Source organism: uncultured Flavobacterium sp. (assembly GCF_951805225.1).
In the GTDB taxonomy this organism is placed as follows: domain Bacteria; phylum Bacteroidota; class Bacteroidia; order Flavobacteriales; family Flavobacteriaceae; genus Flavobacterium.
The window spans coordinates 2,420,199-2,445,248 of record NZ_OX638201.1; the positions used below are offsets into that span (position 1 = coordinate 2,420,199).

Genomic DNA, 25,050 nt, shown 5'->3' on the forward strand with positions numbered 1-25,050 from the left:
AAATTTGGATACATTTAGAAAACATTATCAGGTTCAATTATTTATTCTTGTAAAACAATAAATTGACATACAGTTTTTATTACAGCCTAATACCTATAATAAGTAAAATTGAAGAAGCCAATGATTAGAGTTGCCTTTAATTTTGCCACAAAAAGCTAAGATGTTTTTTGAGAAAATTATAAAAAGAGTTAAATGGCTTGTTTTTTTGACACTATAGTTCTGAAAATTAAAAGAAATAATAGTGTCTAGATTTACAAGTATGAAAAAAACCAGAAAAAATATGCGCTAGAGTTTGATCCTTACTGCCTGGATAAGCATCCACTGCTGAAAATTTCTTGAGGTAACTCTTAGTGTATTGTAACTTTTATAATCAGCTTTTGTTTTTTGCAATTCTGAATAGAATGTTTTTTGCAATTGCTGTAAAAAGTCTATATCCAATTATATTTCGGTAGTCGTAAGTCCAAACTTTTGCTTGAAAGTATAGTAAAAATGTGATAGGTTTTCAAACCCTAAATCGAGATAAAAATCCGCAGGTTTTTCCTTTTTTTGTTTGATGCGGTACATTGCTTCGTCCAAACGCCTTTCTCTTAACCATTGTTTGGGTGTCGTGTTGAATGTTTTCGCAAAATCCCGTTTGAATCCTGAAGCACTTCTTCCTGTAAGCCTTGCAAATGTTTCAACCGAAACGTTAAACATATAATTTTGATTCATAAATTCTTCTAAATCTATTTTGTAAGGTTCGGAAAAATCAAATAAAACATCTTTTAAATCAGGGTTGCTTTGAAGTATTAATTCAATAGCTTCCCTGATTTTTAGGTTTGCCAATTTAGGTGTAGCTTCTTTAGTTTTGTTAATATATGGACTAAGCGAAAGAAAATAGGCATTCAGAAATTCATCGGGTTCAAAAAATAATTTTTGTTTGTTCTTATTACTATGTTCACCGATTATTTTATTTTCTAATGCATACTGGCGAAGAATTTCACTGTCTAACGAAATTGAAATAAACTGATATTTTCCGGATTTTCCGGGATATTTAACCGTACGAATGAGTTGATTTTTTCTAACCAGCAAAATCTGATTTTCGGTAATAACGGTATTACCATCCGCATAAAAAGCGTGGGTTTCTCCGGACAATTGAAATCCCAGAAAATGCTCAGGTATAAACTCTTCGTGTCCTCTGTATTTTTCAAATGCACAGGAATACACCAATTTATCGAATATGATTTCGCTACTTTCTGCCATACTACAAATATCTAAAAATTATGCAAGCGATTTGGCTCCTGCTTCTGCAATTTCTTTATCTTGTTCTACCGTTCCACCCGAAGAGCCGACTGCACCAATGATGTTTCCATCGACATCTTTAATTACAGCACCTCCGGGAATCGTCAAAAGCCCACCATTAGAATTAAGCATTCCGTAACCATGAATGTCTGAACTTGCAACGATAGTGCCCATGATTTCGCTATTAACACCAAACATTACGGCAGTTTTAGCTTTCTTTACGGCGAAATCAATCACGCCATACACACTGTCCAATCGTGCAAATACAATCAAATGTCCGCCATTGTCCACCACGGCAATACTCACAGGAATATTGAGTTCATTTGCTTTTTCAATCGAAGCATTCAGTGCTTTTGATGCTTCATTATAGGTAATATTCATATCGTTTCGTTTATTGTTGAATAAAAAAAAAGCACAGATTTCAGCCTGTGCTTTTATAGAAATGATTTAACTTTTTGCTATCCAGGCTTCTGCTTGTAATTGTTTTACAAAATCTTCTGTTTCTTTCGGATGCACATTTCTGAAATTTGAATTTTCATCTAAAGCAACATTCACAATTGTATCTGCCATTGATTGCGGATCTAACTGATCTTTCAGTGAATCAGCCGCTCCATCAAATGCAGTTGGTGGTGTGAAATTTTTCTCCGGATTGTACCAACGGAAAATAGAATCTACGCCACGATCGTTAAACCCTGTACCAAAAACTCCTGGATTACATGTAGCAATTTTGATGTTAAATTGTGCCAATTCAGTTTTCAATCCTTCGGCAATGGATTCCATAGCGTGTTTGGAAGCACAATAAGCCGCAACATAAGGAACAGTCCAAAGACCACCCATTGACGTGGTGAATACGATTTTGGCGGCTTTTTTCTGATTCACCCATTTTTTGATAAATCCTTGTGCTAATTGAAGCCCGCCAAAAACATTGACATCAAACATATAACGTACTAAATCCAAAGGCTGTTCCGCGATTGGTCCGCCTTCCATAATTCCCGCATTGCTGATGAGAATATCAATTTCATATTTGTTAATGATGTATTCAATGTCACGGGAATCTGTTACATCTAATTTATCAGCAATTAATTCGATACCTGAATCTTTAGCTTCACGAATCAAATCACTCATTTGCGGATAAACTTCTGCCGTTGCGATAACTTTGTGGCCTTTTTTTGCTAGGTCAAATGCAGCGATTTTTCCAAAACCACTTGCAGCTCCTGTAATTAAAATTGTTTTGCTCATTTTAAATTGATTTAAAAGTTATAGAGCAAATTTGGACTAATTACAATTGTTTTTTGTTGCTGAAAAGTTCAAATATTTATTGGTAAAACGTTCGCTTGGTAATATTGAAGTTGCCTTCAATTTTGCCAAAAAAGTAAAGTTGTTTTTTTAATCCTTAAAAAATGAGTTTTAATGATAGTTCGAATCCTGCTCTCCAAACTAAAAAGCCCTAATTAAAATTAGGGCTTTTTTTATACAAAAATTTCATTGCTAAGAACTAAAATCTTCCGTAAATAAAAAAAACATATAAAAACTACGAATCCTTAGATTCGCAGTTTCTATATGTTTTTAAGGTAATTCCAACTACTCTCTTAACCCTTATAAATATTGGATTAAAAATTATACTATTTTAAATACTCAAAACCAGAAAATTTCAAGTAAACTTTTGTGCAACTTTTCTGTTGATAAAGCAAGGTTTTATCTCATAAATACTGATTTTCAAATCGTATTAGAGTAAATATCTTTTAAACTTTACTTTTGCAATTATTCAAAAAATACATTTAGAGGATCGATGTAAACTTTATTGATTTTATTCTCAAGATTTGTGCAGGCAGCTATATAAGCGATGTAATTTTTATCAATATTCACTTCGTACAAATTATACTTATTATTATCTAAAAGCACGGATGGACTCGAAACATTTATTGTGTTGAGAGGAATAAGCAATCCTCTTCCATCGGCTTTGACAATAGCTTCTTTTCGAGTCCAAAAAGTATAAAAATTATCATCATTAGTAATCTCTTTTTTTTCTTCTTCGGAAAAGACATTCTCAAAATTTTCAAATTCTATTGGTCTTATTTCTTCAATATCAATTCCTAAATTCTGTTTTTCATCGGTACTAATTACACAAACAATATATTCACCTGAATGAGAAATATTAAATCCAAAGTCACTATCCTCAAAATACGGTTTTCCATATTTTGTTTTTTCCATTAACTCAAGAGAATTATTATATCCTAATTGACAGATTGCTTCTTTTAATAACAGTTTTCCATATAGATAGGCATGAGAATCTTGCCATCGCATATATTCTCGTGATCTTTTTTGCATCTCCATTGGTAAAAGGGAAGCGGCTCTTTCAAAAGAATAAATACTTAATTGCTTACATAGCGTATAGTATACTTTTGTCATTATTTTTTAATTTATTTGGAATTTGATAACAGCTTTTTATCATCCTATACACCACTCTAATACAGCTTTTGCACTATGCGCTTTATTTTCAGCTTGTTGAAAAACAATACTTTTAACTCCATCAATTACACCAGGTTCAACTTCTTCTCCTCTATGAGCGGGCAAATCATGCATAAAAACTGCATTAGGAAATTTATTCATTAATTCTTGAGTCACTGCAAAAGGCTCAAAGATCTCTCGCCAATTAGCATCTAATTTTGATGTTCCTGTAGTTTGCCAACGTGTAGTATATACTATATCTGATTCTTTGGGAAGATTTTTTAAATCATGAAATTCTTCGATAATAGTATTTCTTCTGATCCCTTCTTCTTTGGCATACTGCAATAATATTGGATCAATGTTATAATTTGGGGGCGTAAAAAACCTGATTTTCATATTCGGAATTTTAGCTATGGCTAATGCCAGTGCCGTAGTCGTATTATTTCCTTCACCCAGATAAATAATTTCCAAACCAGATAATTCTCCAAAATGTTGTTTGATTGTCGTAAGATCTGCTAATGCCTGCGTAGGATGTTCATCTTCTGTCATTGCATTGACTATGGACATTCTTTTTTGATTTGCAAAAGCTCTAAGTATTTCCGGGCTTTCTGCTGTGCGTAATACAAGACCATCTAACATTTTGGAAAGCACCTGCAAGGTATCCTCCATTGTTTCTCCGGTATTTATTTGCAGATCATTTGGTCCATAAGCAATTATTTGTGCACCTAATCTTAGGGCTGCAGTCGAAAAAGCTGTTCTTGTTCTAGTTGATGTCTTTTTAAAATAAATACCCAGAATTTTTCCTTTTAATTGATGCCCGAGTTCTACCCTATTGTCAGAGTATTCAATACCTCTATCAATTATTTCCAGCATTTCGTTAGGAGACAAATCCTTTAATGATATTATATGTTTTTTCTCAGCGGTTTTTATTAAACTCATCTTTAATTTTTAAATTTTAGTTAATATTTTTTTATAGTCTATAATTCTGCATTAAATGCTAATTACTTTAACAAACTATTCTCAAATAGTTTGATATATCGATTATGTGTAGATTAATATTTAGAAATGTACTGATCCTGTTCTAATTCTATTTTATCTAAAAAAGAATTATAATGTTCGAGTGACTTGTCCCAACTAAAATCTTTTAACATTCCTCTTTTTATAATATTTTCCCAAACCTGCGGCTGATCCCTGTAAACTTTTGTTGCCTGCCTTATAGCTTTACAAAGGCTTTCCTGCTGAAATTCTTCAATGTAAAACCCAGTGCTTTCTTCAGAAAATTCTGTGTGAGGAATTACCGTATCTTTTAATCCTCCTACTGGCCTTACCAGCGGAACTGTTCCAAATTTCATGGAATACATTTGCACCAAACCGCATGGTTCAAATAAGGACGGACAAAGTATCATGTCTGATCCTGCCAGGAATTGATGCGCTTTTTCTTCTGTATAGTTATGTATGTAATTAAATCGTCCTGCGAATTGTTCTTTACAAAGTGTAAGTGTTTTGTGTATACTTCCGTGAAGCCCTTTTTCAGGATTGCCATAAATAATAAGATTTACTCCAGAATCTACTATTTTTTGTACCTGCTTTTGAGATTCTTCGGTGGTATCCCATAAATTGATAAGAAGATTAATTCCTTTTTGTTCTGTTAACCTCGCCATTAAAAGTACAATTGGCGCATCAGCATTATCAAATTTCATTTCATTTACTAATCGCTTTTTCCATTCTGCCTTGATATCCTTATACGAAGTAACATCATAATGCATGTCTAAATAAGGACTGCATTTTGGAGACCATGTAGTATAATCAACTCCATTTGGTAACGTGTAAATCTTTTTTCTATTGATCAATTCTAAGAACTTGAGCCCTACATGCGGAACATCACCTTTTAAGAGTTCTTTTGCATATGATTTACTTACAGTTGCAATACAATTTGCATTTTTAAATGCCAACGCAAAGAACGTAATCACTCCATATTCTTCATGGATAGATATTAATTCATTAAAAACTTCCTCTCCTAATAAATGAATCTGATCTGGGAAAATTTCGCCTTGATGCTCATAATTATGAATTAACACTACTGTATTGCAAAATTCATTTAGAGAATTTAGTAATTCCGGAAAGGCAAAACAACCGCATACATGCCAATCATGAAACATTAAATGTCTTGGATTCATCTCCAGATTTTTTATGAGCTGCAGGGTTGCCTTAGCAAAATAAAAATATACAATAAATGAAAAGTTCAAACCATAAGGATTTCTGCCATCATCGTTTGCCTGATCATTTCCTGTGCTTTCCATATCGCTGAACAACAAGTCGTCGTCCATATTGAGAAAATAAAATTTCACATTATCTTCCTCATAATAATAATATTCAAACCTATAATCTACATTCTGAATATCAATAAAAAATGATCCTTGTAGAGTAAGATTTTCTGTATTCATTCTATTTTTATAATAAAATGAAATGACTATATTTTCTTCTCGTTTAGAGAGGTAAAACGGTAATGTACCTACCACATCTCCCAATCCTCCTCGTTTATAAAACGGGGCCACTTCTGAGGCTAAATGAATTATCATGTTTTTATTTTTTGGTTAGAATTATTGTATTAAAGAAAACTATACAAATTGTTTTTGCTATTGGTTATGATACATAACTTTAGATGAATAGGGATTTAGTGTTATATCATCAGATAAATGAGTCAACTTACATGCAACATCACTAAAATTAAAATAAAAAAGAAGTCGTTGATTATGATGGCTTCTTTGGATGATTAAGGTCTTTTTTTCATTGTCTGCCAGTTCAAATGTAAGATCTCCATAATAAAAAATATCTTTATGCTTAGCTTTAAGCTCATTGAGTTTTTGGAGGTGATCATGTAAATTTTCAGAACCTTCAGTGCCGCTATAAAATTCCATACATCTGCGATTTTGAGGATCTCCTAATCCTTCCATTCTGGTTTCTTCACCATAATAAACCATTGGTGTACCGGGCAAAGCATATAAAAGCGTAAATGCCAAAGCATATTCCTCTTTCTTTTTTATTACCGATTGAAATCTGGAAATATCGTGATTGCTTAAAAAATTCCATGAATATTGGTTCAGCCTGAATGAATTTTTATAATTCATATCTAATATGGTAGAGGCCATCTCTCTCAAAGACATTTTTCCGTTAATGAAAAAAGGAGTTATTACTTCTAAGTACAATGAAAAATTCGTTAAACCATCAATTCCTGTATCAGAAGAAAATATATTGGTATTACTGTCCCAACTTTCAGCAATAATGATGGCAGCGGGATTTATTTTTAAAGTAGCATCAACAAATTTTTTCACAAAACTTTCTGGCATTTCTGTACATACATCCAATCTCCAGCCATCAATTGAGAATCGTTCAGTCCAAAATTTAGCTACATTTATAAAATAATCACTTGTTTCAGGATTAAGAAGGTTAAACTGCGGTAATTCTTCGTATCCGTGCCAACAGGAATAATGGCTACGTCCTTCAGAATATAACGGAAACTGCTCTACTTCAAACCAATCTATATATTTGGATTTTTCTTCATTTTTAACCAGATCTTCAAATGCGAAAAATTCACTGCTGCAATGATTGAGCGTTATGTCTAAAATAATTTTCATTCCACGAGCGTGAATTTTTTCGATTAGCTCATCAAGATCTTTTTCGTTTCCTAATATCGGATCAATTTTAAGATAATCTTTACTATCATAGCGGTGATTGGATCTCGAATATACTATTGGATTTAGGTAAATAAATTCGAATCCCATATTTGAGATATAATCAATCTTTTCTGAAATTCCTTTGAGCGTTCCTCCAAAAAAATCAACAAAATTAGGATTATCGCCCCAATCTTTTAACGTATTGGCTGTGTCTGGTGTTTCAAAATTTAAAAAACGATCTGGAAAAATCTGATAACCTGCACCATGGCAAGTTTTTTTATCTTTTTGCGTTAATTGAACAGACAAGTCATAATTCATAACCTTATCAGGCATTAACTGCCTTTCTAATTCAGAATTTTCATGAAGATAACAAAGTTGGTTTTCGCTAGAAATTTTTATGTAGTAATTGATATTAGTATATTTTAATTCAATTCTGATTTTCCAAAACGATTTGTTTTTATTCGTAAAATGTCTTTTTAGTTCATACTCTTTCCCATTTATTACGATAGCGATATTTTTAATCCATTTCTGATACGATATAAGCCTAAATTCCCATATATCATCTTCAATATGATTTATAAAAGTTTCGTTATTTTCAAATTTGATGGGGCTGAACATTTCAGTTTCCAAAACCAAAGGCGAACGTTTATGAGTATCATGTTCTGAAATAACATTAAGATTGTTATTTATTGGGGTTTTAAAATCTTCATTAATAAAGTAATGATAGAATGATTTTCCTTTTGGCAAATCCAGAGTAACTTGAAAATATCCGTTCCCTCTATGTTTCATTTCTTTTCTAAAATACCGGTCTTTTACCGGAAAGACTCCAATATGAACTTTTTTAACTTTAGTATCTGCTGAAATGTATAATAACTCTTTCTGAACGCTTTTTTTTGACATAAGTAGTTGGATTATGATTTGGTAAGTTATTTGGTCACTGCTTAAAAACTTATTTTTCGAATTTTAAATTTAACTTCGAATACACATTTTAAAAATCAGGAATTAATAATTCGAGAGAAAGAACAAATTGTCCTTTGATTTGGTTAATATCATTTTTAGATTTTCCAATTCCAGAAAATAAGGCATTGTAATACAGCACCAATGCCTTTAAGAAAGGTTGATGCTAAAGTGTTGTTTCTTATAAATGTGATTAAGACGTTTTTTGCATTAAGATGCAGCAATACGTTTTGGCTTTAACAAAAACTTAAATCGTTCTTATTTAAGCTGTTTTCCAGAGTGAGTAAACATCTTTGCTATTTTACTAGTGGATATTCTAGTTTATAAGGTATGCAAGTCTGTTTTTTTTAAAAAAAATTCGGGTTATTTTCGATTAAAAGAAACTGATCTCTTTTAATCGAAAACAAAGCAATTGATTCTTAACTATTCAGATTCGTTTCTAAATAATTTTATCATTTGAACTCATCAACTAAAGTCTTAGATTTAGTTTAATCTATTTTTTTCTTGTTGTGCGCCACCATTTCTATCGGTTGATTTTAGTTTTACATTTCCAAATTTATAGGTAAGACTTAACCTGATTACTCTGCTATCGAAGGTTCTGACAACATCAAAATTGCTATTTGGAAGATTACTAAAAACGCCTCTTTCACCCCAAGTGTTAAAAATATCACTTATAGCCAGTTGGACATTCATGTTACTATCCAAAAAGGTTCTATTAATTCCTAAATCAACTCCGTAATACGATTTAAGATTTAGAACTCCATAAACATTTGATGATATGTAGTTGGCTCTTAATTCTGCTGATGATCTATCGTCAATAGTTATATTATGAGTACTACTTACCTGCCATGCAAGTTTTTCTAATTGAAGTGGTGCTCCTTCAATTTCATCCGTATTATACATATTATAAAAGACCGAAACGTTATTATAAGTTTTCCACCACTTTGCAATTTCAATTGGAGCATTTACATTTAAGCTATAAGATTTAAAGCTATTAAGATTTGCATCTGTTTGTGATATCGAATTCGTAACCGGATCTGTTATAACTATATTTGCAATCACATTTTTTGTATTGCTATAATTTAAATCAAATTTATACTTATTCTTTAAAGTGTATCCCAGCGAGTAAGAGTCTGTATATTGAGGATTTAAATATGGATTTCCAAATCTAAAAGTATATGCGTCGATGTAATACACAAAAGGATTTAATGAAGCATAATTTGGTCTGTCAATTCTTCTTCCATATCCTACATTCAAAGCATTGTTGTCATCTATCTTTTTTTGCACAGAAATAGTCGGAAAAAGATCTGTATAATTTCTACTTACCACACTATTGTTAGTTACAGAATTTCCATCGGACGATGTTTTTTCTGCACGTAATCCTGCTTGAAAAGAGTATGAACCTGACTTGAAATTATAATTGACATAAGCAGCCAGTACCTTTTCTTTATAAATAAATTGATCACTTCGGCTGGCATCATTTACATAATTTCCGTCATCCTGTAGTATATCATATTGCAGTATATTATCCGTTTTTACAGAACTAAATTTTAGCCCTGTTTCTAATTTAGATTTTTCGCTAAATGGATGTGAAAAATCTGCTGTTCCAACATAAATGTCTGCATATTGTGGCGTAAGGTTTCTAAAATTATAAGGAGAGCGATACTCTGTGCCATCTGCATCTAAATAGCGATTACCAAACTGAAAACTCTCATTTTTATTAGACAAAGAGTAGTCATAACTCAAATTCACATTTGTACCTATCGTATCAAGTTTTACGTTGTAATTTATATTTGTTGTTAAATATCTGTTTGGATATTTTCCTATGGTTGATCCTATAATTGTTGAATCAACTTGTTGCATCTGCGATCCGATATCATTTCTTCCATTAATTTTCGAATTTCCTTTTACATTATTTCCGCTAATGATAAAACCTAACGTACTATTGGGAGATATATTTATATCTGCTCCTACTTTGAAATTATTTACTTTAAATTGATATTTTTCAAAAGACGAAGAATTAAAAAAAAGTGATTCTCCTGATAGTCCCGTAAATCGGTCGATATCAATTGTTCCAAAATTTATATTATCCGAATAATCGTAACTCGCAAAAATATTAATCCTTTTATTTCTATGGTTCATCGCTATTCCTCCATTAGTTTTGCGATAAACTCCTTGTCCTTCACTAAAATTTAGATTTATATTGGTTCCTTCGTCCTGGCTTTTTTTCATTATGATATTAATGATTCCTCCATTTCCTGAAGCATCATATTTAGCAGGTGGATTTGTCATTATCTCAATTGATTTAATGCTGCTTGATTGTGTAGAAGTTAAAAGACTTGTCAACTGATCTGGAGAAAGATATGTTTGTTTACCATTAATTAGGATTAAAACATTTGTTTTTCCAACCAAACTGATAGAACCGTTGATATTGCTTACACCTGGCGCTTTATTTAATATGTCTAAAGCTGTATTTCCTGTAGCAAGTGTACTGTTTTCAATATTTATGACAACTCTATCTTCCTTATTTTGAATTAGAGGTTTTTGACCTACAACTGTAACAGTATTAAGAACAATGCTTTCTTCTTCTATCTTTATGGTTCCAATCTCTTTCTTTTTATCTACTTCAACACTGAATATATTAGATTTGTATGTTTTGTAACCTAATACACTTACCGATAAATAATAGTCTCCGGTAGCGACATTTTCAATAACAAATAATCCATTTTCATTAGTAAGGGTTGCTTTAACCATTTTAGAATCTGAAGAATTAAATAATGCCACATTTGTATATGGTAACGCTTCATTTTTTGTTGAAGTTATCTTTCCTTCTATTTTTGTATTTATTGGAGCTTGCGCTGCTACCTGAATTGTTTGAAGTATTACGAAATAATACATGATACTTAACAAAATTGATTTTTTATATGATTTCATAGTCATTTTTTTTTACAAAAAGAGTGCTCTACCCTACAAAGATTTCCTTTTGGGTTGTTTAAAATATGGGTTAAAAACGGATTAGAAAACTAATACTTAGCTCGGTTTTCGAAAAAAATAATGAATGATTAGGTAATATAGTAATAGCCCTATTGATAGAAATATACTCAGAACGCCATAAGGTAAAATTGATTCGTCCATTTTATAAGGCAGAAATTCCTGTACGATTAAACCAATTCCTCCAAAGAAGCTAATAAAAATCCATTTCAGTAATTTTATTTTTCGCTCTTCAGGATCATCTTTCTTTGACTCTAATATGAGACTAATGAGATTTTCATCATTCATATTCGTTTCTATAATTCTCCTTTTGAATCTGTACTTCATCAAATTATTTAGCAGCATTACTATTAACCAAGTGGTTACTGTAATCATTATAAAGGGTGCAATTTTCTCAATCATAATATTGTGTTTTATTAATTAGACAACCATATTGAGTTTAAGGTTGCAATTAAAGCGTAAAAATTTTAAATTATTTTATAATTGTACTCCGATGGTACTAAATACGTTTTTTATTAAGCCTTTGATCGAGAGTTTTACTAAGTAATATTGCACCAATTATAATTAAAATAAACCCTTTGAATTTAGCAATTATAGCTAAAATTGGTATAAAAAAATCTTTTAAACCATATAACATTGCTGCAATTACGCCAACTCCAATAATAAAAGTGATACCAAAAAACCAGTAAAACTTTGTGTCGTCGGCTTGTTTTTTTTCTATTTCTATTCTTCTAATAACTGATGATTTAAATGAATACGAAAGATCCTGTGGCATCTTTTGTTTTAAGTTGTCGTACAAAAAATTGTATGCTTCAAAATCCGGATCGTCTTTCATTTCCAGTAATGTATTTTCTATTTCCGGATTGCTTTCATCCAGAAGTTTTTGGATAATAGTATCTTTATCTACTTTCATAAGTGTTTTTAAAATGATCGTCCATTTTTTCCTTTAACATTTTACGTGCCCTAAACAAATGGCTTTTTATAGTACCCGTTGCCATTCCTGTTGTTTCATGAATTTCCTGAATAGAAAACTCCTCTAAATGATACAAAGTAAGTATCAATCTATACTGTTCAGGCAGGCGGGCTATTAGTTTGTTCAGGTATTCAGTCGTATTAATTTTGATTAATAATTCGTCCGGTCCATCAGTCCCGGTATCAATCGTTTCATTATTTTTTAAATCACTATGCGTTTTATTTTTTTTATTTTTTTTCAGATAATTTAGCGCTGTGAAATAGGCTATTTTTGCTATCCATGTTGACAATTTCGACTCATGCTTGAAAGTACCTATGCCTCTGTAAATTTTCACAAATACTTCCTGGCATACGTCTTCTGTATCCATTTGTTCAGGAAGTATTCTTTTTACAATAGTAAAAATCAAATTTTGATATTTATCTACTAAAAAAGAAAAAACCTTTGTGTCCCCTTTTGCTATTAAGTCTATGATTTCTTTTTCTTCCATCTCGATTATATCAAGTAGACAACGTGAATATATATTTGGTTGCAAAATAACCAAGATAATGCGTTTTTTTTATTTTGATGATTATTTAGTTTAAAAACCGTTTAAAAGATTTCTCTATATAAACGATTATAATTTTCTAATTTACATCAATATTACAAACACATCATCTTAGTTAATCTGCTAATATCTTCATATATCTATTGCCACAAGATTATGTAAATGATTATTAACAATATCAATAACGGCCTGCTGTTCATTTAATAAAAAAAAGTGACCTCCTTTAATGTAATATACAGCGCATTTTTTGGTAGTGTATAATTTCCATTGTTCTGCTTCTTCAACAGTAATTTCTTCATCTTTTCCTACAAGAACAGAAATATCAAAATTAAAAGGAATAATTTCCGGTCTTTCCACAAATGTTTCAGCAATCTTGAAATCACTTCTTAATATGGGAACGAAGATTTCGTTCAGGTCAGAATTCTCAAAAATCTCGCGAGGTGTAACTCCCAAAGATAAAACCGCTTCTTTAAACTCTAACGCATTCATATCGCTGTAAAGTTTTTTGGTTTTTCGAATATGAACAGGTTTCCTTCCAGAAAAAAACACATGCAAAGGAGCCTTTTTTCCAAGATTTAATATCTTTTGAACCAACTCATAAGCCAATAAAGCCCCCATACTATGCCCAAAAATAGCATAATCAGATTCAGATATATCATCTTTTATAATATTGAATATATCATTTACAGCCTCTTCTAAATTGTTATATGGTTTTTCCATAATGCGGTTTCCTCTTCCCGCTAAATTAATGGGACATAATTCTATTTCTTTTGATAAATTTTTGTTCCATTGTTCATATAAATTCGCCGCTCCGCCCGCAAATGGTAAACAGAATAGCTTGATCTTTTTTGTCATTTTAAAAAATTTAATTGAGTATCATTAATTATTGAAAAAGTCTTAATACTTTCTCCATTATATTTTCTCCATCAATTCAAGTACGGTCATTTTTGGATTCTCTTCAATAAGATCAATTATTGATGAAAATTTTTCCCAAAGCTCCTCCATTTGATTGTTATCAAGGTACATCAGCTTATAATTTACATAAATCAGAATTGAGTCGTCATAATGTTGCATTGTACAGTTAACATCAAAATATGATTTATTATTTTCTCTCATCAGATGTTTTGATTTTGATTCAGCAGGTGAACTATCATCAATTCTGGCATAATTTAGAAATACAGGTGCGACAACACCTAAATTCAAATCAAGTTTAGATAAGATTTTTTCATAATTATAAAATCTATAATTAGAAGTTTCGTTGATTGTATCAGAAACACTATTAACTAATTTCCCTATACTTAAATCACTTTCCACATCAATTACAGCTAACATATCAGAAGCCAGATAACCGATTACATCTTCAAATTCTTCAACAACTCTATTTGTTATTGACAACAAAATTCCCGTTGATTTCTTTGATTTCATTTTTCCAATGGCAATTGAGTAAAAAGATACAATTAATAGAAAATAACTTGTTCCAAAATTGTTTCTTATTTTCTCTAACTTTTCAAGTTTTTCATTGTCTATTACAAAAAGATATTGTGCTCCATCTTCCTTTTCAAGAATATCATATATATGCCCATATGCTTCTGTAAAATGCTCGTCCTCTCTATTTTGAAGTTCTAAACATTTTTGTATATCATTTTTCAATGTTGTTTTATAACTGTTGTTAGAATCTTTTATAACCTCAGAATATGGAGTGCCATTCAATGATAAGCTTCTCATAATTTTTTCCTCATAAAAATTCTCAGTTAACAGCTCCGTTTCTTTCCTCAGTTTATTTACTAATATGGCATAGTCTTTAAACTGAATTTTAGGCGGCATTAATTCTCTGTGAGTATTTAGTTTTAAATTATTATATATCTGATTTAATTCAGATTTCATAACTTTCATAGTAGTCTTATCTGCTATGACATGGTGCATCGTAATTATAACTTCTTGGATTTCGCCTGGGAAGTTTAAGATTTTTATAGATATACTTGGCTCTTTCTCAAAATTAAATCTTCTATCAAAGGCCTTAGTCATTTCTCTTTTTTGCACCTCATCTATTGATTCTCCTTCTAGTACAACTACGTTTTCGACAATTTCATTAATGTCAATTTCTGGATGAATTCTTTGTTTTACCTGTCCGTTTTCAAAAAACAATGTTGTTCTAAGAATTTCATGTCTGTCTATTAATTTAGATATTGCATTAATCATGATTTCATTATCCATATGATTAACGGATAAAACTGTGACTACATTGAATGCCAGATCACCTTTTATTCTAAATCTGATAAACTCTTTAGTCTGCTCAAAAGTTGCATCATAAACTGTGCTTTCCTCTAAATTATCTAGTTGATTAAAATCAAACTTGAATAGGTCTACACTATCTTTTTTGATATTTTCTTTATCAGAAACTTGTTGCGTCATCAAACGTATAGTTGCATAATTAAATACATCTTTTAGGTTAAAGTCTTTTGAAAATGTTTTTCGGATTAAGAGATTAAGCTTCATTGCATTTAATGAATGTCCTCCAACATCAAAAAAGTTATCTGTTACACTAATTTTCGAAGCATCAACTCCCAAAGCCTCTGCCCAAATACCTAACATTTTGGCTTCTTCTTCGTTACGAGGCATTTCTATTACTCTATCCAACTTAGTTTCCGGATCCGGTAATGATTTTCTATCAATTTTTCCACTAGCAGTAATAGGCAACTTGTCTAACTTTGTGAAATAAAACGGAATCATGTATTCAGGAACATGTATTCTTAAATAACTTTTCAATTCCTGAATATCCAATTCATCTGAATCAGTGACAAAGTATCCAATCAGGTAATTTTCTTCATTACGGCTGCGATAATCTACTACAGCATTTTTTATTTGAGGATGATTCAATAAAGCGTTTTCTATTTCTCCCAACTCAATTCGATGACCTCTAATTTTTACCTGATGATCATTTCTGCCTTTATATTCAATAGTCCCGTTAGGTAGCCAACGTGCTAAATCTCCTGTCTTATATAATTTATACTTATCCTCACTGTCGAAAGGATTTACAATAAATTTTTCTGATGTTAATTCAGGTTTATTCAAATATCCTCGTGAAGTCTGAACCCCTCCAATTAGCAATTCTCCCAAAACTCCTATTGGTTGAATGTTATTATTGTCTACAATATAAATTTGTGTATTGGCGATAGGTTTTCCAATAGTTACAATTCCTTCCTCATTTGCTGTAAGATCAATAGCAGTAACGTCGATAGCCGCTTCTGTAGGTCCGTAAAGATTATGAAGTTTTACTCCGTTAAACTTTCTTCTAAAATCTTTTACAGCTGCTAATTTCAGTTCTTCTCCACTACATATTACAGCACGTAAATTTGTACTTCCGAAATTTTCAAATGCCAACAGAAAAACTGATAATGCTGAAGGCACAAAATGCATGATAGTGATCTTTTCTTCACTAATAACTTCCTGTAAATAATTTGAATTTTTATGTCCCTCAGGAATTGCAAATACTAGTCTGGCTCCTGATATTAAAGGAAGTAATAATTCCCAAACCGAAACATCAAAACAAAAAGTTGTTTTTTGTAATATATTATCAGCTTCTGTTACCTCCAGATAATCACGCATCCATAAAAGGCGATTATAAATTCCATCATGTTGATTCATAACTCCTTTTGGATTACCCGTAGTTCCTGAAGTATAAATAACATAAGCCAGTGATGTTACCGGAATATTTAGGTTTAGAGATGACTCTGATGCTTCGTCGTATATAGATTTATCGTCAATATTTAGATGTTGTGTGTCACTAAATAAATGCTGATATTTAGATTCTGTTAATACAACAATCGGTTTTGTATCTTCAATAATATAATCTATTCGGTTTTTTGGGTACGCAGGATCGATAGGAACATAGGCGCCACCAGCCTTTAAAATTCCTAATATTCCAATTATCATCTCAAATGAGCGATCTACACATATAGGCACCAAAGTTTCAGTGGTAACTCCTTTCTTTATTAAAACATGAGACAGCTGATTTGAAATACTATCTAACTCAGCATATGTTAATTTTTTTCCATCAAAATGAACTGCTATATTTTCAGGATTAGACTGAACTTGTTTGTTGAATAAATCTAATACAGTTAGATTGTCTTCATATTCTACAGCTGTAGAATTAAACTCTTTTAATAGCTCACGATCTTCATTGTCAGCTTTTGAAAGAATGGTTTCTTTTCTCATCAAAGCTGTTTGACTGTATAAAAACTGATCTAATATTAACTTAAAGTAATTAGCAAGCTTTTTTACGTCTTCCTTGCTAAAAACTGCTGTTGAATATCTTAATAACAACCTGAAACTTTTATTATAAACACCACCATGCTCCTGTCTAAGATCATGAGCTTCTATATGAAAGCCAAAAGGGAAATGCTCATTCAGATAAAATTCAGATAATGAATCTTCTTCTAAAACTATTGAGGCATCATATGCTTCCCATTCTTTAAAAATTTGGAAATCTAAATAATTAAAAGCAACATCAAAAACAGGATTATGCTGACCTGATGGTTCTTTCGTAATTTCTAATATTTTATGAAACGGAACTCTTTCATGATATTTTAGTTTTCTTAATTTATCTTCTATGTATGTGATATAAGCTCCCCAAGTTAAACCTGCAGGTATTTTTGCCCTAAAAGGAATTGTATTTAAAAAGCAACCCAAAAGTCTGTCTCCGTCAGGTGTTAATGGTCTGTTATTGGTAACAATACCAAGTGTTACATCATCTTTATACGTCAACATGTTCATCGTATATATATAAGCTGCAAAGCACAAATGCTTGAAGCTGGTATTATACACTACGGCAAGTTGTTCCAATTCATCTCTAAAATCATTACCTAACTCAAACACGTCGCTTATAAATACATGTTCTGCCTCTGTAGATGGCAATTCAAATCGGGAATAACCTTCTAACTCGTCCTGCCAGTAGCTGATTGAATTTTGGTCTTTTGCAGCTGCGAGCTCACCAGTAATCTGATCTTTATAGGTACTTTGTAAAGGTTTCGGAATATAATTTCTATCTTTTACCAAAGTAGAATACATATTTAGAAATTCTGTTAGGAAAGAAGACAGACTCCAACCATCAAATAATGAATGGTGAAAATCCAACAGTAAATATTGGTAATCATCTCGTACTTTTATAATATTGATACGCCACAATAATGAAAATGAAAGGTCTGTTATTCTCCTCTTTTCTTCCAGTAATTTATTTTTTATAAAAGCTTCCTGCTCTTTCCTGTCAAGGTTAGAAATATCAATAAAATTTACTTCGGGTTCTGCTTTCTTCAGGATGATATGTGCAAAATTCTCCAAATCATAGACCTTGCGCAACGTTGTATGTTTATCGATCATTAAGCCTAAAGCATGCTTAAAGAGTTCAAAATCAAAATTACTTACCGGATAATCATACATATTTTGCTCATGATAAATAATTTCATGAATATCGTTTGATTTACTTTTTAGATACTCGAAAACCATTCCTTTTTCGACACCATTCATCGGGTAAACCACTTCGTATGAATCTAAAAATTTTCCTTCTTTCCTGTAAGCTTCCCCAAACAGGCGCACTTCTTCCTGCGCTTCTTCATAGATCAGGTTGCTAAGGCCATCTTTTGGCGTAACTGTTATCTTCTGCGCCAATTCTTCAATGGTTTGGAAAGAATATAAATCTGCTATTGTAAGTGATGTATTTAGTTTGATGTTGATATTTGAGATCAATCCAATGGCTTTCAGAGAATCACCACCTAAACTAAAATAATTATCTTGTATACCAACTTTTGGAACTTTTAGTACTTCTGCCCATACTTCCGCCATTTTTGACTCTTCTTCTGTAGTTGGCGCTTTATAAGTTTCTCCTAATGATTCTTTATCAATTGACGGCAATTTTGCTATCGCAATTTTATTATTCGAGGTAACCGGAAATTCTTCCATTTTTACAAAATAAGATGGAATCATATATTTAGGCAGGTGTTTGCCTAAATGCGCCCTAAGTGCTGCTACTTCCAGAACTTCTTCTCCTGTGTAATACGCACACAAATAGGCATGCCCTTCTTCTGAATCTCTTTTGATCACCACGCAATCCTGTATGGATTCATGCTGACGTAAATTATGCTCAATTTCTTTTAGTTCTATTCTAAAACCTTTTAATTGCACCTGACTGTCGATACGTCCCAGATATTCTAAATCGCCGTTTTCTAATAATCTTCCCAAATCGCCGGAACGATAGAAACGTTCTCCTTTGCGATAAGGGTTGTCCAGGAATTTGGAATTGGTCAGTTCTTCTTTGTTCAGGTAACCTCTGGTTATTCCTGCACCTCCTACATAAATCTCTCCAGAAACCCCTTGTGGAACTAACTCCCTGTTTTCATCCAGTACATATAATGAGGTCGTTGGAATCGGTTTTCCTATATTACTTATATTCCCTTCTATATCTTCAAGTTCGATTTCCTTATAAGTAGCATGGACAGTCACTTCGGTAATTCCGTACATGTTTACCAATTTCACATCTGGATATTGTTCCTTCCATGATTTCAATTTAAAAGGCACAAGCGCTTCCCCGCCAAAAATTACATAGCGCAGATCATTTAGATATATGTCCTTACGGCTGCATTCGTCCATCAGATTGTTAAATGCCGTTGGCGTCTGGTTTAATACTGTTACTTTATGATTTTTTAAAACCTGTAGGTAACGCGAAGGATCCATCGCTACAAATGATGGTATGATAACCACTTTACCGCCATAAAATAAAGCTCCGTACATTTCCCAAACACTAAAGTCAAAACAGTGGCTATGGAACATCGTCCAGACATCTTTTTCACTGAAATTGAATTGAAACGCATCGTTGAAAAAAAGACGTACAATATTACCATGCTCTACCATAACTCCTTTAGGATTTCCAGTAGTTCCTGAAGTATAGATAATATAACACAAATCTTCCGGACGATTCATCTGCACAATATTGGCTACTTGAATGTCTTTATCTATAACTTTTTCTAATAAAATTTTCTTAACTGCTGATTCTCCCAACAATCCTTCATGTTCCTGATCTGTAATCACAATGGCAGTTTTACTGTCTTCCAGCATGTAATGTATTCTTGCCTCTGGATAACCCGGATCTAATGGCAGATAACAACCTCCGGATTTTAAAATCCCCAACATTCCAACAACGGTATACACATTCTTGTCTACCAATAAACCTACAATGTCGTTGCGGCCAATACCCTGTGAACGTAAATCTTGTGCCAAAATATTGGACAAATTATTTAATTCAGCATATGTGAGTTTATCGCCTTCATATACAACAGCTACAGAATTAGGATGTTTTTCTACCTGTGACTCAAACAGATCAATTATAGTGGAAGATTGTGGATAAGAAACATCAAGAAGATTATTTATGCTGTTATTTATCTCCTTGTCAGACTCCTGAAGAATTGTTTCCTTTTGCAAAAGATCTTCTGTACCAGTTAAAAATTGATCTAATATGGATTTAAAGTAACCGGAAAGTTTTTGTACTTCTTCTTTGCTAAAAACTGCTGTCGAATGGGTTAGAGCTAATCTGAAATCACTGTTATCAGCATATATATGAAAATCTATACTGGTATTATTATTCATATAAAAATTCGATGCCTTAAATTCATTCGGCCTTACTATTTGATCGGTCTTTTGTATTTCAGCATAAAGTCTGAAGTCTATGTAATTAAAAGATATATCAAAAACAGGATTGTGCTCATTTGCAGGTTCCTTCGTAATTTCTAATATTTTATGAAACGGAACTCTTTCATGATACTTTAGTTTTCTTAACTTATCTTCTATGTAATTGATATAGCCTCCCCAAGTCAGACCTGCAGGTATTTTTGCTCTAAAAGGAATTGTATTTAAAAAACAACCCAATAGTTTGTCTCCATCAGATGTCAATGGTCTGTTATTGGTAACGATACCAAGAGTTACATCATCTTTATAACTCAACATATTCATCGTATATATATAAGCTGCAAAACACAAATGCTTGAAACTGGTATTATACGTTAAGGCAAGTTGCTCTAATTGGTCTCTAAAATCTTTTCCAAAATTGAACCACTCACTTCTGAATTTATGTTCTGAATGTTTGACTGGTAATTCAAATCGGGAATAACCGTCCAGTTCCTCCTGCCAGTAGCTGATTGAATTTTGGTCTTTTGCAGCTGCCAACTCACCAATAATCTGATCTTTATAGGTACTTTGTAAAGGTTTTGGAATATAATTTCTATCTTCTAACAACATAGAGTAAGTGCTGGACAGTTCTGTAACAAACCCTGTAAGACTCCATCCATCAAAGAAAGAATGATGAAAATCCAGCAGTAAATATTGGTAATCATCTTGTACTTTTATAATATTGATACGCCACAATAATGAAAATGAAAGGTTTGTCATTCTCATTTTCTCTTCCAGTAATTTATTTTTTATGAAAGCTTCCTGCTCTTTCCTGTCAAGGTTAGAAATGTCGATAAAATTAACTTCAGGTTCTGTTTTCTTCAGGATGATATGCGCAAAATTCTCTAAATCATAAACCTTGCGCAACGTTGTATGTTTATCAATCATTAAACCTACAGCATGCTTAAACAGTTCAAAATCAAAATTACTTATCGGGTAATCGTATATATTCTGCTCATGATAAACAATTTCATGAACGTTTGTGGGTTTACTTTTTAAAGAGTGAAAAACCATTCCTTTTTCGACGCCATTCATCGGGTAAACCCCTTCGTATGAATCTAAAAATTTTCCTTCTTTTCTGTAAGCTTCCCCAAAAAGGCGCACTTCTTCCTGTGCTTCTTCATAGATCAAACTGCTTAAACCATCTTTTGGCGAAACTGTTATTTTCTGCGCCAATTCTTCAATGGTTTGGAAAGAATATAAATCTGCTATTGTAAGTGATGTATTTAGTTTGATGTTGATATTTGAGATCAATCCAATGGCTTTCAGAGAATCACCACCTAAACTAAAATAATTATCTTGTATACCAACTTTTGGAACTTTTAGTACTTCTGCCCATACTTCCGCCATTTTTGACTCTTCTTCTGTAGTTGGCGCTTTATAAGTTTCTCCTAATGATTCTTTATCAATTGACGGCAATTTTGCTATCGCAATTTTATTATTCGAGGTAACCGGAAATTCTTCCATTTTTACAAAATAAGATGGAATCATATATTTAGGCAGGTGTTTGCCTAAATGCGCCCTAAGTGCTGCTACTTCCAGAACTTCTTCTCCTGTGTAATACGCACACAAATAGGCATGCCCTTCTTCTGAATCTCTTTTGATCACCACGCAATCCTGTATGGATTCATGCTGACGTAAATTATGTTCAATTTCTTTAAGCTCTATTCTAAAGCCTTTTAACTGCACCTGACTGTCGATACGTCCCAGATATTCTAAATCGCCGTTTTCTAATAATCTTCCCAAATCTCCGGAACGATAGAAACGTTCTCCTTTGCGATAAGGATTGTCCAGGAATTTGGAATTGGTCAGTTCTTCTTTGTTCAGATAACCTCTGCTTATTCCGGCACCTCCAACATAAATCTCTCCAGAAACCCCTTGTGGAACCAACTCCCTGTTTTCATCCAGTACATATAATGAAGTCGTTGGAATCGGCTTTCCTATATTGCTTATATTCCCTTCTATATCTTCAAGTTCAATTTCCTTGTAAGTCGCATGGACAGTCACTTCGGTAATTCCGTACATGTTTACCAATTTTACATCAGGATATTGTTCCTTCCATGCTTTCAATTTAAAAGGTACAAGGGCTTCTCCGCCAAAAATTACGTAGCGCAGATCATTTAGATATATGTCCTTACGGCTGCATTCGTCCATCAGGTTGTTAAATGCCGTTGGCGTCTGGTTTAATACTGTTACTTTATGATTTTTTAAAACCTGTAGGTAACGCGAAGGATCCATCGCTACAAATGATGGTATGATAACCACTTTACCGCCATAAAATAAAGCCCCGTACATTTCCCAAACACTAAAGTCAAAACAGTGACTATGGAACATTGTCCAGACATCTTTTTCACTGAAATTGAATTGAAACGCATCGTTGAAAAAAAGACGTACAATATTACCATGTTCTACCATAACTCCCTTAGGGTTACCAGTAGTTCCAGAAGTATAGATAATATAACACAAATCTTCCGGACGGTTCATTTGCACAATATTGGCTACTTCAATATCTTTATCTATAACTTTTTCTAATAAAATTTTCTTAACTGCTGATTCTCCCAACAATCCTTCATGTTCCTGATCTGTAATCACAATGCCGGTTTTGCTGTCTTCCAGCATATAATGTATTCTTGCCTCTGGATAACCCGGATCTAAAGGCAAATAACAGCCTCCGGATTTTAAAATCCCTAACATTCCAACAACGGTATACAGATTCTTGTCTACCAATAAACCTACAATGTCGTTGCGGCCAATACCTTGTGAACGTAAATCCTGTGCCAAAATATTGGACAAATTATTTAATTCAGCATATGTGAGCTTATCGCCTTCATATACAACAGCCACAGAATTAGGATGTTTTTCTACTTGTGACTCAAATAAATCAATTATAGTGGCAGATTGTGGATAAGAAACATCAAGAAGATTATTATTTATTTCTAATGTAGTATTCTTTTCTGTTTGTGAAAGCAACGATAGTTCTGCCAAAAGCATTTCCGGATTTTGAGCTATCTGCTTCAATACATTTTTGTAGTAACTAATGAACCTTTCAATTGTTGTTGTTTTGAAAAGATCAGTAGAATATTCTAATTCAAAATTCAGCCCGGATTCATCTTCTTTAGCTCCTAATGTAAGGTCAAATTTAGAAGTTGTCGATTCGATAGGATATTCCTCAATGTCTGCAGTTTTTATTTTAAAAGATTCCTGCTTAATATTTTGTAATACAAATACGCAATCGAATAAAGGATTTCTACCTGGATCGCGTTCTAAACGTAAATCATTTATCAGCTCTTCATAAGGATAGTCATCATTATCAAGATAACTAAGTACTTTTTGATGTAGTAATTGCGCATATCCCTTAAAGCTCAAATTACTTTCTATACTTATTGGTAATGCTAACGTATTGGCAAACATCCCTATAATATCTTCTAATTCATGATGCTTTCTTCCTGCAACCAATGTACCAATAACCAAATTGGACTTTCCGCTAAGTTTTGATAGAACTATAGCATAAACTCCTAATAAGAGTGTGAAAAATGTAATATCATTTTTTCTAACGATTTCATTTAGTTTATGTTTTTCTTCATTAGAGACGCTAAATTTTGCAACACTTCCTTTAAATGTTCTTTCTTTTGGTCTTGGAAAATCATAAGGAAGTTCTAATACATTATGTTTTTCTTCGAATTGTTGCGCCCAAAAGTTTTTTTGGCTTAATACCGAAGCTTGGTGTGAATCGCTTAAAAACCATTCTGCATAATCGCTGAACTGTGTTTGCAAAGGAATTAAATATTTACCTTCATATAATTTAGTGAATTCTCTCATTAGAATCTGTAGAGAAACTCCATCTGATGCTATATGATGCATATCTATCAAGATATAGCGAGTATCTTGTGAAACCTCCATCAATCCTACTCTAATTAAAGGTGGATTACTTAAATCAAATGGTCTGATAAATTCATGAATAGCAGATTTAATATCCGTTTCTGTATTATTTACATGATATATTTCAAAGGGAACATTTGTTAAAACCGTTTGTATAGGTTTATTATCTGAATCTAAACTAAAACGCATACGAAAGCATTCATGTCGTTTGATTAACGACTCAAAAACATTTTTAAGTTTTTCAACATCTAATTCTCCGGTAACCTTTAATACTCCGGTTTGGTTATATGCTAAAGATGTTTTGTTTAACTGGTTAAGAAGAAATATTTTAAATTGAGCCGGTGTTAATGGATACGATTCTTTTTTAGACGCTTTTGGTATTTTACTTTCTATTAAATTAAGATCTTTTCTTTTGTTTAAATAACTTATTAAATCATCTTTATTTGCTCTTAGTTCTTCAATAATAATAGGATTATCGAAACTTTTTGGAACAATTATCTTTAAGTTTTCATCAACAACTTTAAGGTTAATTTCCAGCTCTTTTAATTTTAATAATAACTCTTCCATATTAGAAATATTTTTAATGTTAA

Annotated in this window: 13 protein-coding genes; all 13 read right to left on the reverse strand. The window is 32.2% G+C overall.

Annotation, left to right across the window (positions count from 1 at the left end; all coding sequences use genetic code 11):
* Positions 1-438: 438 nt before the first annotated feature.
* Positions 439-1,242, reverse strand: a complete 804-nt coding sequence (locus WN975_RS09815) for an AraC family transcriptional regulator (protein WP_337966375.1) — start codon at positions 1,240-1,242, stop codon at positions 439-441.
* A gap of 18 nt (positions 1,243-1,260) precedes the next feature.
* Complete coding sequence (locus WN975_RS09820) at positions 1,261-1,662, reverse strand: heme-binding protein (RefSeq protein ID WP_337966376.1); 402 nt, start codon at positions 1,660-1,662, stop codon at positions 1,261-1,263.
* 66 nt (positions 1,663-1,728) lie between these two features.
* Complete coding sequence (locus WN975_RS09825) at positions 1,729-2,520, reverse strand: SDR family oxidoreductase (protein WP_337966377.1); 792 nt, start codon at positions 2,518-2,520, stop codon at positions 1,729-1,731.
* Between the two features lie 522 nt (positions 2,521-3,042).
* The gene (locus WN975_RS09830; RefSeq protein WP_337966378.1) at positions 3,043-3,690 is read right to left on the reverse strand and encodes a 4'-phosphopantetheinyl transferase superfamily protein; all 648 of its coding nucleotides are present in this window, start codon (positions 3,688-3,690) and stop codon (positions 3,043-3,045) included.
* A 39-nt stretch (positions 3,691-3,729) separates the two neighbouring features.
* Positions 3,730-4,668 (reverse strand): hypothetical protein, encoded by a 939-nt coding sequence (locus WN975_RS09835; protein WP_337966379.1) that lies wholly within the window; start codon positions 4,666-4,668, stop codon positions 3,730-3,732.
* A 113-nt stretch (positions 4,669-4,781) separates the two neighbouring features.
* A complete protein-coding gene (locus WN975_RS09840) occupies positions 4,782-6,308 on the reverse strand; it encodes a glycogen/starch synthase (protein ID WP_337966380.1) in 1,527 nt (508 codons plus the stop codon).
* Between the two features lie 57 nt (positions 6,309-6,365).
* The gene (locus WN975_RS09845; protein WP_337966381.1) at positions 6,366-8,303 is read right to left on the reverse strand and encodes a glycoside hydrolase family 13 protein; all 1,938 of its coding nucleotides are present in this window, start codon (positions 8,301-8,303) and stop codon (positions 6,366-6,368) included.
* Between the two features lie 540 nt (positions 8,304-8,843).
* Complete coding sequence (locus tag WN975_RS09850; protein WP_337966382.1) at positions 8,844-11,294, reverse strand: outer membrane beta-barrel family protein; 2,451 nt, start codon at positions 11,292-11,294, stop codon at positions 8,844-8,846.
* Positions 11,295-11,390: 96 nt separating this feature from the next.
* Positions 11,391-11,726: a hypothetical protein gene (locus tag WN975_RS09855; RefSeq protein WP_337966383.1), complete on the reverse strand. Its 336-nt coding sequence runs from the start codon at positions 11,724-11,726 to the stop codon at positions 11,391-11,393.
* Positions 11,727-11,850: 124 nt separating this feature from the next.
* A complete protein-coding gene (locus WN975_RS09860; protein WP_337966384.1) occupies positions 11,851-12,264 on the reverse strand; it encodes a hypothetical protein in 414 nt (137 codons plus the stop codon).
* A complete protein-coding gene (locus WN975_RS09865) occupies positions 12,251-12,811 on the reverse strand; it encodes a sigma-70 family RNA polymerase sigma factor (RefSeq protein WP_337966385.1) in 561 nt (186 codons plus the stop codon). Before WN975_RS09865 ends, WN975_RS09860 begins: the two co-directional genes overlap by 14 nt.
* A gap of 189 nt (positions 12,812-13,000) precedes the next feature.
* Positions 13,001-13,723, reverse strand: coding sequence for a thioesterase domain-containing protein (locus WN975_RS09870; protein WP_337966386.1), 723 nt, complete (start codon positions 13,721-13,723; stop codon positions 13,001-13,003).
* Positions 13,724-13,780: 57 nt separating this feature from the next.
* Complete coding sequence (locus WN975_RS09875; protein WP_337966387.1) at positions 13,781-25,027, reverse strand: amino acid adenylation domain-containing protein; 11,247 nt, start codon at positions 25,025-25,027, stop codon at positions 13,781-13,783.
* Between the last annotated feature and the right edge of the window lie 23 nt (positions 25,028-25,050).

Bases quoted from the DNA above. Each gene is read 5' to 3' on its own strand.
- WN975_RS09815 (WP_337966375.1), bottom strand. From the start codon at position 1,242: ATGGCAGAAAGTAGCGAAATCATATTCGATAAATTGGTGTATTCCTGT.
- WN975_RS09820 (WP_337966376.1), bottom strand. From the start codon at position 1,662: ATGAATATTACCTATAATGAAGCATCAAAAGCACTGAATGCTTCGATT.
- WN975_RS09825 (WP_337966377.1), bottom strand. From the start codon at position 2,520: ATGAGCAAAACAATTTTAATTACAGGAGCTGCAAGTGGTTTTGGAAAA.
- WN975_RS09830 (WP_337966378.1), bottom strand. From the start codon at position 3,690: ATGACAAAAGTATACTATACGCTATGTAAGCAATTAAGTATTTATTCT.
- WN975_RS09835 (WP_337966379.1), bottom strand. From the start codon at position 4,668: ATGAGTTTAATAAAAACCGCTGAGAAAAAACATATAATATCATTAAAG.
- WN975_RS09840 (WP_337966380.1), bottom strand. From the start codon at position 6,308: ATGATAATTCATTTAGCCTCAGAAGTGGCCCCGTTTTATAAACGAGGA.
- WN975_RS09845 (WP_337966381.1), bottom strand. From the start codon at position 8,303: ATGTCAAAAAAAAGCGTTCAGAAAGAGTTATTATACATTTCAGCAGAT.
- WN975_RS09850 (WP_337966382.1), bottom strand. From the start codon at position 11,294: ATGAAATCATATAAAAAATCAATTTTGTTAAGTATCATGTATTATTTC.
- WN975_RS09855 (WP_337966383.1), bottom strand. From the start codon at position 11,726: ATGATTACAGTAACCACTTGGTTAATAGTAATGCTGCTAAATAATTTG.
- WN975_RS09860 (WP_337966384.1), bottom strand. From the start codon at position 12,264: ATGAAAGTAGATAAAGATACTATTATCCAAAAACTTCTGGATGAAAGC.
- WN975_RS09865 (WP_337966385.1), bottom strand. From the start codon at position 12,811: ATGGAAGAAAAAGAAATCATAGACTTAATAGCAAAAGGGGACACAAAG.
- WN975_RS09870 (WP_337966386.1), bottom strand. From the start codon at position 13,723: ATGACAAAAAAGATCAAGCTATTCTGTTTACCATTTGCGGGCGGAGCG.
- WN975_RS09875 (WP_337966387.1), bottom strand. From the start codon at position 25,027: ATGGAAGAGTTATTATTAAAATTAAAAGAGCTGGAAATTAACCTTAAA.